10 protein-coding genes are annotated in these 12,211 nt (G+C 36.5%); 8 read left to right on the forward strand and 2 right to left on the reverse strand.

The annotated features are described in order from the left end of the window. Positions 1–20 precede the first annotated feature (20 nt). From DD649_RS09060 to DD649_RS09070, 3 genes are read left to right on the forward strand one after another with little or no spacing between them, the layout of a single operon-like run. Positions 21–776 carry an electron transfer flavoprotein subunit beta/FixA family protein gene (locus DD649_RS09060; RefSeq protein ID WP_294106241.1) on the forward strand — a complete coding sequence of 252 codons (756 nt, stop codon included), beginning with the start codon at positions 21–23 and terminating at the stop codon, positions 774–776. 15 nt (positions 777–791) lie between these two features. After that, the gene (locus tag DD649_RS09065) at positions 792–1,742 is read left to right on the forward strand and encodes an FAD-binding protein (protein WP_294106244.1); all 951 of its coding nucleotides are present in this window, start codon (positions 792–794) and stop codon (positions 1,740–1,742) included. Positions 1,743–1,751: 9 nt separating this feature from the next. Continuing rightward, positions 1,752–3,434 carry an electron transfer flavoprotein-ubiquinone oxidoreductase gene (locus DD649_RS09070; RefSeq protein WP_294106247.1) on the forward strand — a complete coding sequence of 561 codons (1,683 nt, stop codon included), beginning with the start codon at positions 1,752–1,754 and terminating at the stop codon, positions 3,432–3,434. A gap of 201 nt (positions 3,435–3,635) precedes the next feature. Here the strand turns inward: DD649_RS09070 and DD649_RS09075 are convergent, their stop codons facing one another. Together DD649_RS09075 and DD649_RS09080 are read right to left on the reverse strand one after the other, a co-directional pair. Continuing rightward, positions 3,636–4,349, reverse strand: a complete 714-nt coding sequence (locus tag DD649_RS09075; RefSeq protein WP_294106250.1) for a UTRA domain-containing protein — start codon at positions 4,347–4,349, stop codon at positions 3,636–3,638. Positions 4,350–4,843: 494 nt separating this feature from the next. Next, the gene (locus DD649_RS09080) at positions 4,844–6,136 is read right to left on the reverse strand and encodes an aromatic acid/H+ symport family MFS transporter (RefSeq protein ID WP_294106253.1); all 1,293 of its coding nucleotides are present in this window, start codon (positions 6,134–6,136) and stop codon (positions 4,844–4,846) included. Between the two features lie 1,064 nt (positions 6,137–7,200). On the opposite strand from DD649_RS09080, the gene DD649_RS09085 reads away from it, so the two are divergent. The 5 genes from DD649_RS09085 (at position 7,201) to DD649_RS09105 (ending at position 12,154) form a co-directional block, all read left to right on the forward strand. Continuing rightward, a complete protein-coding gene (locus tag DD649_RS09085) occupies positions 7,201–7,875 on the forward strand; it encodes a CsgG/HfaB family protein (protein ID WP_294106255.1) in 675 nt (224 codons plus the stop codon). Between the two features lie 9 nt (positions 7,876–7,884). Next, positions 7,885–8,238: a DUF4810 domain-containing protein gene (locus DD649_RS09090; RefSeq protein WP_336430155.1), complete on the forward strand. Its 354-nt coding sequence runs from the start codon at positions 7,885–7,887 to the stop codon at positions 8,236–8,238. Then, positions 8,235–8,891, forward strand: a complete 657-nt coding sequence (locus DD649_RS09095; protein WP_294106273.1) for a DUF799 domain-containing protein — start codon at positions 8,235–8,237, stop codon at positions 8,889–8,891. The genes DD649_RS09090 and DD649_RS09095 overlap by 4 nt, the downstream gene beginning before the upstream one ends. A 548-nt stretch (positions 8,892–9,439) precedes the next feature. Continuing rightward, positions 9,440–10,843 carry a tryptophanase gene (locus tag DD649_RS09100; RefSeq protein ID WP_294106276.1) on the forward strand — a complete coding sequence of 468 codons (1,404 nt, stop codon included), beginning with the start codon at positions 9,440–9,442 and terminating at the stop codon, positions 10,841–10,843. Positions 10,844–10,906: 63 nt separating this feature from the next. Next, entirely contained in the window at positions 10,907–12,154 is a 1,248-nt protein-coding gene (locus DD649_RS09105; protein ID WP_294106280.1) for an aromatic amino acid transporter, read from the forward strand. The last annotated feature ends 57 nt before the right edge of the window (positions 12,155–12,211 follow it).

Raw genomic sequence — 12,211 nt, forward strand, 5'->3', positions numbered from 1 at the left:
AAATAGTGATAGGAGCCGTTATGAAAATCTTAATCGCAGTGAAGCGAGTTATTGACCACAACGTAAAAATTAGAGTGAAAGCAGACGGTTCTGGAGTAGAGCTTACTAATGTCAAAATGGCTATTAATCCATTCGATGAAATCGCAGTGGAAGAAGCGGTACGTTTGAAAGAAGCTGGAAAAGCGAGTGAAGTGGTAGTGGTTTCTATTGGCGAGATAAGTTCTCAAGAGATCTTACGTAGTGCAATGGCTCTCGGCGCAGATAGCGCTATTTTGCTGCAAAGGCCTGCGGATATGATATTAGAGCCGTTGGATATTGCTCGCTTATTACAACAAGTAGTTATTCGTGAGCAGCCAGATCTTATTTTGCTAGGCAAACAAGCAATTGATGATGATTGCAATCAAACAGGACAAATGCTGTCAGCGCTACTTGAATACCCTCAAGGAACTTTTGCATCACAAATTATTATTGAAAATGACTTAATTCATGTTACTCGTGAAATTGACGGTGGGCTAGAAACGCTTTCTATGCCACTTCCAGCTATTGTTACAACCGATTTACGCCTCAATGTACCACGCTATGCAACATTGCCTAATATTATGAAAGCCAAGAAAAAGCCATTAGAAATCATGAATATCGTCGAGATGGATTTCTCACCTTTGGGCCAAGTTAAGACTATCAATGTTTCTGAACCTAAAAAGCGCAGCGGGCAGTGCACTTTATTGAATAATGCAACAGCATTGGTCAGTGAGCTTAAAGCGAAAGAAGTGATTTAATCAAGGAGCCTTACCATGAGTCAGTTATCAGTCTTAGTTATTGTTGAACATGATAATCAAACAATTAAATCATCAACTTATCATAGTATCACTGCGGCACGTGAAATCCTCTCAATAGGGGGTAGCTTACATCTTCTGGTTGTGGGTAGCCAAACAGCAGCGGTGGCTGAACTGGGTAGTGTTATTGATGGTGTTGAGAAAGTTATCACCATTGAAGCGGCGGTATTGGAATCTCAGCTTGCAGAACCCATGACGCGTGCGATTGTTGCCGTTGCGCAGAATTATAGCCATTTGTTATTTCCTGCGACCACATTTGGCAAAAATATAGCGCCACGCGTAGCGGCAACCTTAGGTATTTCTCAGATATCAGATATTACTCAAGTTATCGATGCTGAAACTTTTATTCGACCTATTTATGCAGGTAATGCATTAGCGACAGTACAAAATAATGGCAATCAAGTCGTTATCACTGTGCGGAGTTCTGCGTTTTCAGGAGTGACGGAAATACAAGATAGCGCGCCAATTGAAACGGTTATCGTGAATGATATCAGCCAACTTTCACAGTTAAAAAGCCAGTCTTTAACGCAGGTTGCCCGTGCTGAGTTAAGCTCTGCAAAAATAGTGATATCCGGTGGGCGTGGGCTTAGTTCTGGGGAAAACTTTGTATTATTGGAAGCTATTGCTGACAAATTGGGCGCAGCAGTTGGCGCTTCAAGAGCTGCGGTTGATGCAGGTTATGTACCGAATGATTATCAAGTCGGACAAACAGGGAAAATTGTTGCTCCAGATTTATATATCGCCGTCGGTATTTCAGGGGCGATACAACATGTGGCGGGAATGAAAGAAAGTAAAGTGATCGTTGCCATCAATAGTGATCCTGAAGCGCCTATTTTCCAAGTCGCAGATTACGGTATTGTCGGCGATCTATTTGAAATTTTACCTGAATTTGATCAAGCGTTAGCGTAGGAGGGGCTCATGACTATCGACAATAGCGTAAATATAAATGTGACGCCTGAGCGGGAATCGATGGAATTTGATGTCTTGATTGTCGGTGGTGGGCCCGCAGGATTATCTGCAGCAATTCGTTTAAAACAGCTCGCCATTGAGCGGGAAATCGCGCTCTCGGTGTGTTTAATTGATAAAGGAGCTGAAATAGGCGCGCATATTTTATCAGGTGCAGTTATTGATCCTCGTGCTTTAAATGAATTATTACCTGACTGGCAGCAGAAAGTAACTGCTGATTTAACACCAGTGAGCAGCGATCGATTTCTCTGGCTAAAAGAACATAAAGCAAGCAATTTACCGTTATCATTACTGCCTACCTGCTTAAAAAATAGCGGTAATTTAATTGGCAGCCTTGGGCAGATTTGCGCTGCTTTAGCGGCAGAAGCTGAAGGGCTTGGTGTTGATATTTTTGCCGGTTTTGTCGCGACACAAATTTTATTTGGTGAATCAGGTCAAGTAATTGGTATTACAACAGGTGACATGGGGTTGGATAAAGCAGGAAATCCTACCGCGGCTTATCAACCAGGTATGAATCTAATCGCGAAAATGACCTTTTTTGCTGAAGGTTGCCGTGGGCAATTAGGTAAGCAGCTTATTGACCATTTTGATTTAGCTGAAAATAGTGGAAAACAAACTTACGGACTAGGGTTAAAAGAAATTTGGCAGATCCCAAAAGAGCAACATCAACCTGGGTTAGTTGTTCATTCGGTTGGTTGGCCTCTCGATAATCAAACCTATGGTGGTGGTTTTGCTTATCATTATGGTGACAACTTAGTAGCGATCGGATTAGTTGTTGGGCTGAATTATGAAAATCCATATTTATCGCCTTTTGAAGAATTTCAGCGTTTAAAAACACATCCTTCATTTAGTGCTTTTTTAGAGGGTGGAGAACGATTGAGCTATGGCGCTAGAACGATGGTAGCGGGTGGGTTATCAGCATTGCCAGAATTAACCTTTCCAGGTGGCGTATTAATTGGGGATGACGCGGGATTTCTTAATGCTGCTCGTATTAAAGGAAGTCACTGTGCGGTTAAAAGTGGTTCGTTAGCCGCTGAGGCATTATTTGATCCCCTAAGCCATGAACTAGTGAATGACGAGTTATTTAAAATTCAGTTTAAGAATAAATTTGAACAAAGCTGGCTTTATGATGAGTTATACCAAACACGTAATTTTAAGCCTTATATGAAAAAAGGCTTGGTTATCGGCTCGATGTTATTTGGTACGGAACAATTACTTTTAAAAGGGCGTGCGCCTTGGACGCTTAAATTAAAACACGAGGATCATGAAAGCCTCAAAGAAGCAAAAAATTGCCAGCCGATTGTCTATCCAAAACCCGATGGCACGCTGACCTTTGATCGATCTTCATCAGTGTTTTTATCAAATACTCACCATGAAGAACAACAACCTTGTCATTTGAAATTAAAAGATCTCACGGTTCCAATTAAGGTGAATTTAACAAAGTATGGGGCACCGGAAACGCGTTATTGTCCTGCGGGAGTGTATGAAATTATTAGCGAAAAAGAACAAGATAAATTACAGATAAACGCTCAAAACTGTCTGCATTGTAAGGCTTGCGATATTAAAGATCCTTCGAGAAATATTACTTGGACCGCGCCACAAGGTGGGGAAGGTCCTATTTATCAAGGAATGTAAAATTTATTTGTTGTGATGTTTACCCATGATATTTGAAATTACTAGACTGTTAGTTATTCAAGTTGGTTCAAATGATATCGTTATTCATTAGGGGCGATTTTCAACTAGCTGAATGTAATTTAACGTATTTCTGGGATTAATGTGCTTGATGTGTTTTGTATTTATTAGTCGGTTTGGGGCGAATATGCCCCATTTTTTTAGTTAATTTTCAATGCGAGAATGGAGTTTTAACTTATAACGAGAGCCTGCTGTAATCATATTTACATAGCTAATTAATGTTGTACCTGTCCAAGTTCGGCGGCTAAGTTGCAAGCAAGGAGAGCTTTCTTTGATTGACAGTGACTGAGCTATTGTTTTGGTCGCCAATGTTGCTTCTATTGTATGTTCCATTTCACTTACGGGAAAATGGCGCTGTAAAAAACCGCTCGGTGTTTCGTTATTGCCAAACTGTTGTTTTACAAAATCAGGAGCAATAGAATGGTTTACAAAGCGTTCTTCAAGCATTAATGGGATATCATTTTCGAAATGAAGTACTTTACAGTAGCCAACATCGCTACCTTCGATAATACCGAGCTGCAAAGCGATTTCAGTTGTTGCAGAAATAACTTTAAGTTGTAATTGTTGACCACTATATTTATTACCACTCATTGATATTTCATCAAAAATATCAAAAGCTTTAGTGACGGGTAGTTCATGCTTTTGTGTCGCGACAAATGTACCTTTTCCTGCAATTCGATTTAAAATTCCTTTTTGGCCTAATTCTGAAATAGCTTTATTAACAGTCATGCGACTGACATTGAATTGTGCACAAAGCTCAAGTTCTGTAGGGATCTGGGTTTCAGGTTTAAAAATACCAAGATCAATACTACGTAAAATGTAAGACTGAATTTGTTTGTATGCAGGTTGTGAAGTCATCGTTTTTATTCAACATTACGTTAAAAAGCGTGTTAAAAAGATTTAGTGGCATTTTTGGGTTGTCATCTATACTGACCGCAAGTTTATCAGTAATCATTTTCTTTACTAGTAGGTAATTGTATTTATCACAAGAAAGTTTATTTTTACTTATTTGTTTTATTTTCAAATAGTTTGAAAATGTGTTGAGTCGTTTATTGTAATGGAATTCCTATTTGTACTATATACCTTTATTTATTATTATAATGTTAATTTTACTTAGTAAATTGGCGATGATGGGTAGGTACTCAGTATTATCTAGTTATTTTAATTCGATGTGATTAGTTAAATACGATCTAAATATTAATATTTAAAGGCAGAACAAGAACCTTTAAACGTTAATTTCTATAAGTATAGTCACATTTATTATCAAGTGTAATCGACACTGAAATAATATGATGGAAAAAATAGGATAGTATTAAACCTATCCTATTTTAGTAATGTTTTTTTGTATAATTTTATTGGCGTTTTTTGGGTAATAAAATTACCGCAGTTGCTGCAATAACGGCAACAACCGCGAATGCGATAAAGTTCCAGCTCGTGGCGATACCTAAACTTGCAATATAAGCGCCAAATATTGGGCCGGTCATGGCTCCTATACGAGAAAAACTTAATGCCCAACCCGTTGCAGAAGCTCTTGCATTTGATGGATAGTAATTTGCAATATAGCCAGTCAGTATTAAGGCCGCAGAAATACTGCCGACACCAGCAAAAGCAACTAATACATAGTTCATATAGATATTTTGTTTAAAGGCTAAGCAACCAACACCTATTGCGCCGAGTAAAAAGAAAAATGCGACAGAATTACGCACACCATATCTATCTGCAATTTTTCCTAGGAATAATCCACCTAATGCAGAAGCTAAGCTAAACACGATTAAAAATGTCAGACTTGAACCTAGGTTATAGCCTTCTTTTCTCATAATTGATGGTAGCCAAGTATTTAATCCATAGACTAACAACATGCCACAGAATAATGCTATCCAAAAACAGGCGGTTGCCCGTAAATGCTTTTTAGCAAATACCACTGCTATAATTTCTTTTACACTTTGTGATTTTTGTTGCTGTTGTTCTGGTGATGCCTGATAGTTAATTTCTAATTTATGGGCTAATTGTTCGGCTTGGGTATGCAAACCTTTATGGGATAAATACTCTAAAGATTCAGGCAAAATACGTGCCATTGGCCAGATGAGTAATAATGGTAATGCACCAAAAGCAATAACACTTCTCCAGCCAAATTGCTCTAATAACCACATAGCGACTAACGCGGCGCTTAAAATACCTAATGAATAACCTGAATACATGATGCCATAATTGAACGAGCGTTTCTCTGGGGGAGAATACTCGATTGTCAGCGCTGCGGCGACTGGAATAACACCGCCTAAACCAATACCGCCGATGAAACGCATTAACCCAAAAAACCAAGGCGTTGGTGCTAATGCCGCGCCAATCATCGTTAAAGAAAATAAAGCGACACAGGCGAGTAACATGCGGCGTCTGCCATATAATTCACTTAATGTACCAATAATGAAGGCGCCGAAGAACATGCCAACTAGGGCATAGCTGCTTAATACACCCAACTCTAAAGGAGAGAGACTCCACTGTTTATACTCAGCAAGTGTTGGGAGTACAGCGCCCATAACACCAACGTCATAGCCTTCAAATAAAATACTCATCCAGCAAATTAATAGTACTTTTGATGTTGTTTTTGTTGATCTAAATGATTTTACAGCGATAGTTTGTATTGTCATAAATCGTTCTCTTATCGTGAGCGTTTAATACCTTTTTAAACTGCAGGCGGTGTTTTTTTAATAGGTTCAAAATGGCATGTTCTACACTTAACTTTAATTGAGAAAAGTACAATCACTTATGTTAATGAAAAGTTAAAATGATGCAGTAAATGGATATTGTATGCATTAAATCTGATATGCTTTATGTTAAAGCTCGGGGTGACGAGAAAATATTCTGAGGAAATTTAGTTCACTTATTTTTAAGCTTCAATGAATTATTGATTGTATATGATGATTTGAAGTCTAACTTTTGTGTGAAACACATGTTGATATTTACCCTTTAATTTTAGGTATTCATATGAAAAATAGATTATTGCTGGTAGTTGGGTCGTAGCTGTATTGTTACTAGTCTTAAGCATGGCTAAAACAGTTTCTGAGCTTAAGTCACCAGAAAAATGTGCTGTGTGACAAGAAGGGATATCGATTGAGCTGATATAAAAAATACTTAGGCAAAAAATAAGCGGCTCGTATTCAGAAAGAAGGTGATTTTGATAAAACTAAAATAATGTTCTAGAACGGTATTTTCTGTGATACGAAAGAACGAAAATGCCATGTTGACCGATATTTTGATAACGGGCAAAGAAGTTTAGTATATAAAATATATACAGAGAAACTATTTAGTCAGTAATTAATATATACATTAAACTAATAAAGCATTATATATTCCTTTTGAACATAAAGTGTTTTATGTTTTCATTATGGTTAATTTAAAATTTAAATTTCTCTCCTAAGTGGAATCGAAGTAATTTAATATTATTTTTTTAAAATCATTTCTCACTTTGTTTTTATTTTAACGATTAATTTAAATACTATTGGTCATTGTAAATGAAAACACTTTGTTAAACAATTAGTAAACCTTGGTTATTGTGCGATTAAATAATGGGAACTAGTAATTAAAAATTGGCTATATTTCTTAATTACAATGGAAATGAGTAAACTTAGCTAGACCCTAATTTGTATTTGATGCAAAATATGTTTGTACTAAGTTATTAGTTAAAATAAATAAATTTAATTGAGAATGCTAAATGAATATATCAAAAATCAGTATAGTATCTGTTTTTATTGCAGGTGCATTACTTAGTGGTTGCGCTAAAGAATCTTCTCGTTCACTCGAAGTCGAAAAAGTGGCTTCATATAAGACTAATTATTCAGGCCCTAAAAGCCCAATATCAATCGGGAAATTTGATAATCGTTCTAGTTATATGAATGGTATTTTTTCTGATGGGGTTGACCGTTTAGGTAATCAATCAAAAACAATTTTAATGACGCATTTACAACAAACAGGTCGATTTAATGTTTTAGATCGCGCCAATATGCAGGAATTAAAAGAAGAAGCGGGTATTAAAGGTCAAACGCAACAACTTAAAGGTGCGACTTATGTCATCACTGGTGATGTTACTGAGTTTGGCCGTAAAGAAGTTGGCGATCGTCAATTATTTGGCATTTTAGGTCGTGGTAAATCACAAATAGCTTATGCAAAAGTTAATTTAAATGTTGTTAATGTACAAACATCTGAAGTTGTATTCTCCTCACAAGGTGCAGGTGAATATGAATTATCAAATAGAGAAGTTATTGGTTTCGGTGGAACTGCAAGTTATGACTCTACATTAAATGGTAAAGTTTTAGACTTAGCAATTAGAGAAGCTGTGAATAATTTAGTTTCTGGTGTTGAAAGCGGTGCATGGCAGCCAGCGAAATAAGGGAATATGATGAAAACAAAATTACTGCTAATTATTGCAGGGGCTATTTTATTAAATGGTTGTGCTAAAGAACCGAAACCTTTGTATAACTGGGATGGTTATCAAACAACGGTGTATCAATATTATCAACAAACAGAAACAAGTCCATCCGAGCAAATTGAAGCATTGAAGAAAAATATTGAGATAAGTAAAGCTAAAGGGCTTGCTGTTGCGCCAGGATTACATGCGCATATGGGGTTATTATATTCGACTATTGGTGCCATTGATTTAGCAATGACTGAATTCAATACAGAAAAAGCGTTATATCCAGAATCTGCAGCTTACATGGATTTTCTAATGAAAAATAAAGGGAAAATAAAATGAAACGCGTATTGATAGTCAGTGCTTTGATTATGACGTGGTTATTAACTGGCTGCGCACAGCCAACTAAAGTTGATTACAGTGCGTTTAATCAAAGTAAACCTAAAAGTATATTGGTGTTATTACCTCAAAATAGCACACCTGAAGTACAAGCAAGTCATGGTCTATTAGCTCAAACAACACTGCCGTTAGCGGAAGCAGGCTATTATGTTTTCCCTGTTGCTGTAGTTGAAGAAACGTTTAAGCAAAACGGCATGGCAAATGCAGGCGATATACAAGCGGTTCCACCAAAAAAATTGCATGAAATTTTTGGTGCTGATGCTGTACTGTATTTAGATATTACCGAATATGGAACAAGCTATCAGGTTATTGCGAGTGATACTCGGGTCACTGCAAATGCCAAGCTTGTCGATGCTCGTACAGGGACGTTACTGTGGAGTGGCTCTGCAACGGCTTCAAGTACTGAAAACAATTCATCATCATCAGGTATTATAGGTGTACTTGTCTCCGCCGTTGTTAACCAGATTGCGGATACGATGACAGATAAGAGCTACGGTATTGCTGGCATAACAAGTGCCCGATTATTATCTGCTGGTAAGCCTAATGGGATCTTGTATGGTCCAAGGTCACCTAAATATGGAAAAGATGCACAATAATTGTTAAATGATATCGTAAAAAATAAAGTCTCTATGGAGGCTTTATTTTTATTTAATTTGAGTTTGGTTTTGTTTTTATTAAGTTAAATTAACCTGCAAAATTAAATGATTAGTTATTTATTTTTAATATTAAATAATTATATCAATGAAAATAATTAAGTTAAAAATTAGTTTTCTTATGAATTTCAAATAAACAATAGAGACTGTGATATGAGTCAAACTGTTATAGCCGAAAATCATAATAATGTGATGCATGACTAATTACATGACAATAGTTATTAAATTAATTTCATAACTGTTATATAAACAATGGCAATGGTTGTACTAATTCCTTACTGATAGGAGTCATAGTATGTTTCTTTTAAATGAATTACTAATATCAAGGAGTTTCTTCTATATGAAGAAATGGTTCAACATTGATATTTCCCTCGCTTTCTTTTTCCCAAACAAATAATCCTCTAATTTTTTCCTGTCAAAAATTTGCTAACTTATTTTTATAAGTTCAAATTGTTATTTTTATTATTTAATGAAAAATTAAAGGTATTATCATGGCTAAAAGAATCGTAGAACCATTCCGTATTAAAATGGTAGAAAATATCCGTATTCCTTCAAGAGAAGAGCGTGAAGCTGCATTAAAAGAAGCAGGATATAACCCATTTTTATTACCAAGCAGCGCAGTCTATATTGACCTTTTAACTGACTCAGGCACGAACGCAATGAGTGACCGTCAGTGGGCTGCGATGATTACGGGTGATGAAGCGTATGCAGGCTCTCGTAATTATTATGAATTAAAAGATAAAGTTAAAGAAATGTTTGGTTATGACTATGTTATTCCCGCTCACCAAGGTCGCGGTGCGGAAAATATGTTGTTCCCAGTATTGCTGAAAGTTAAGAAAGACCAAGGCGGCGCGAAAAAGCCGGTATTTATTTCTAACTTTCATTTTGATACTACCGCTGCACACGTTGAATTAAACGGATGTAAAGCAATTAATATTGTAACTGAAAAAGCCTATGACTCAGAAACTTATGATGATTGGAAAGGCGACTTCGATATTCAGAAATTAAAAGATAATATTGCTAAACATGGTGCAGAAAACGTTGTCGCTATTATTTCTACTGTGACTTGTAATAGTGCGGGTGGCCAGCCAGTTTCAATGTCTAATTTGAAAGAAGTTTATGAAATAGCAAAACAACATAATATTTTCGTTGTTATGGACTCTGCGCGTTTTTGTGAAAACGCATACTTTATTAAAGAACGCGATCCAAAATATAAAAATTCTACAATTAAAGAAGTTATTTTTGATATGTACAAATATGCTGATGCATTGACTATGTCAGCGAAAAAAGACCCATTATTAAATATCGGTGGTTTAGTCGCGATTAAAAATAACGAAGAAATATTCACACTAGCAAGACAGCGTTGTGTGCCTATGGAAGGGTTTGTAACTTATGGCGGCCTAGCGGGTCGTGATATGGCTGCAATGGTTCAAGGATTAGAAGAAGGTGCTGGGGAAGATTATTTGCACTATCGTATTGGTCAAGTTAAATACTTGGGCGACCGTTTGCGTGAAGGTGGTATTCCAATTCAATATCCTACCGGTGGTCACGCTGTATTTGTTGACTGCAAAAAATTAGTGCCACAAATCCCAGGCGATCAATTCCCTGCACAAGCCGTCATTAATGCATTGTATTTAGAATCAGGTGTTCGTGCTGTTGAAATTGGTTCGTTCTTATTAGGTCGCGATCCAGAAACAGGTAAACAAAAATACGCAGACATGGAATTTATGCGACTCACTATCGCAAGACGTGTTTATACCAATGACCACATGGATTACATTGCAGATGCTCTGATTGGTCTTAAAGATAAGTTCGCGACACTGAAAGGACTTGATTTTGAATATGAGCCACCAGTATTGAGACACTTTACTGCGAGATTAAAACCTATTAAATAATAAGTAGTTCTTCGGGCTCCCGTGCAATGCGGGAGTCTTATCCTTATTCTTAAGGTATATAGCATGAACAATTTGGCAGCCAAGAAAGAACCCTCCATTATGGTAGGGGGTTTTGTGCTAGGCGGTGCAATGATAGGGGCAGGGATGTTTAGCTTGCCAACTATTATGGCAGGAGCTTGGTTTATTAACTCAGTTGTAATCCTATTAATTGTTTGCTTTTTTATGTTTCACTCAGGGATTTATATTTTAGAATGTATATCAAAATATGGTTCAGGAACAAATTACTTTTTTATATCAAAAGAACTATTACCTAAATGGGCCTGTTATCTTGCAAATATGGCATTAATATTTGTATTGTATATATTGATATATGCTTATATTTCTGCGGCGGGTTCAGTTATCAAAGAGGCAGCAACAATTTATGGGTATGATATTAATCTAAGACTTATATTTGTTTGTTTTACATTAATATTAGGTGCTAGTATTTGGTGGAGTGGTATTGGTGCGAGTAGATTAACGTCATTATTTTTATTCATTAAAATAGTGTTGTTTATTCTCGCATTCTCAGGGTTGTTTCTTATTGTAAAAACAGATTTATTATTAACATCCCCAGTCGAAGGTGGACAAGCTTCATTACTCCCATTTGTCTTTATTGTTATTCCCTATGCGATTACCTCTTTTGGTTATCATGGTAATGTATGTAGTCTTTATAAGCTTTATCATGAGAATGAAAGAAAGGTCGTTAAGAGTTGTATTATTGGGTGTGTATTGGCATTAGTTCTTTATTTTTTATGGATATTAGGCACCATGGGGAATCTTCCAAGGCCTGAATTTCTAAATATTATTAATAAAGGCGGTAACTTAGATGCATTTATAGAATCCCTTTATGCCGTTCTTAATAGTAAGCACATAGCAACATTCTTACTTTGGTTCTCAATTAGTGCCGTGTTTTGTTCATTCTTGGGTGTGGCAATCGGTTTATTCGATTACATCTTATCATCGTTGAACTTTAACGATAATTCATCAGGAAGAATGAAAACAGCATTATTGTGTTTCTTACCTCCACTTGTCCTTTGCATGCTATTTCCTAATGGTTTTCTTATCGCAATTGCTTATGCAGGAATGGCTGCCTGTATCTGGGCGGTTATATGTCCAGCAGTCATGGCCTTGAAAGTAAGAGAACGATTCCCTGATGCAAAATTTAAAGTATGGGGTGGAAAAGGATTGATCTATGCAGTGATTGCTTTTGGGGTATTTGGAATTATTTGTCAATTACTTGCACAGTTTAATTTATTACCGATATACCGTTAATTTTCAAACCTTGTTATAAAAATAACTGTAAAGGCACAGTGCGGGTTTACTGTGCCT

Origin of the sequence: Providencia sp., from assembly GCF_003533305.1 — a bacterium.
GTDB lineage: Bacteria > Pseudomonadota > Gammaproteobacteria > Enterobacterales > Enterobacteriaceae > Providencia.

What these genes read in the sequence shown, in the direction of transcription:
- DD649_RS09060 (WP_294106241.1), top strand. Translation starts at nt 21, where the DNA reads ATGAAAATCTTAATCGCAGTGAAGCGAGTTATTGACCACAACGTAAAA.
- DD649_RS09065 (WP_294106244.1), top strand. Translation starts at nt 792, where the DNA reads ATGAGTCAGTTATCAGTCTTAGTTATTGTTGAACATGATAATCAAACA.
- DD649_RS09070 (WP_294106247.1), top strand. Translation starts at nt 1,752, where the DNA reads ATGACTATCGACAATAGCGTAAATATAAATGTGACGCCTGAGCGGGAA.
- DD649_RS09075 (WP_294106250.1), bottom strand. Translation starts at nt 4,349, where the DNA reads ATGACTTCACAACCTGCATACAAACAAATTCAGTCTTACATTTTACGT.
- DD649_RS09080 (WP_294106253.1), bottom strand. Translation starts at nt 6,136, where the DNA reads ATGACAATACAAACTATCGCTGTAAAATCATTTAGATCAACAAAAACA.
- DD649_RS09085 (WP_294106255.1), top strand. Translation starts at nt 7,201, where the DNA reads ATGAATATATCAAAAATCAGTATAGTATCTGTTTTTATTGCAGGTGCA.
- DD649_RS09090 (WP_336430155.1), top strand. Translation starts at nt 7,885, where the DNA reads ATGAAAACAAAATTACTGCTAATTATTGCAGGGGCTATTTTATTAAAT.
- DD649_RS09095 (WP_294106273.1), top strand. Translation starts at nt 8,235, where the DNA reads ATGAAACGCGTATTGATAGTCAGTGCTTTGATTATGACGTGGTTATTA.
- DD649_RS09100 (WP_294106276.1), top strand. Translation starts at nt 9,440, where the DNA reads ATGGCTAAAAGAATCGTAGAACCATTCCGTATTAAAATGGTAGAAAAT.
- DD649_RS09105 (WP_294106280.1), top strand. Translation starts at nt 10,907, where the DNA reads ATGAACAATTTGGCAGCCAAGAAAGAACCCTCCATTATGGTAGGGGGT.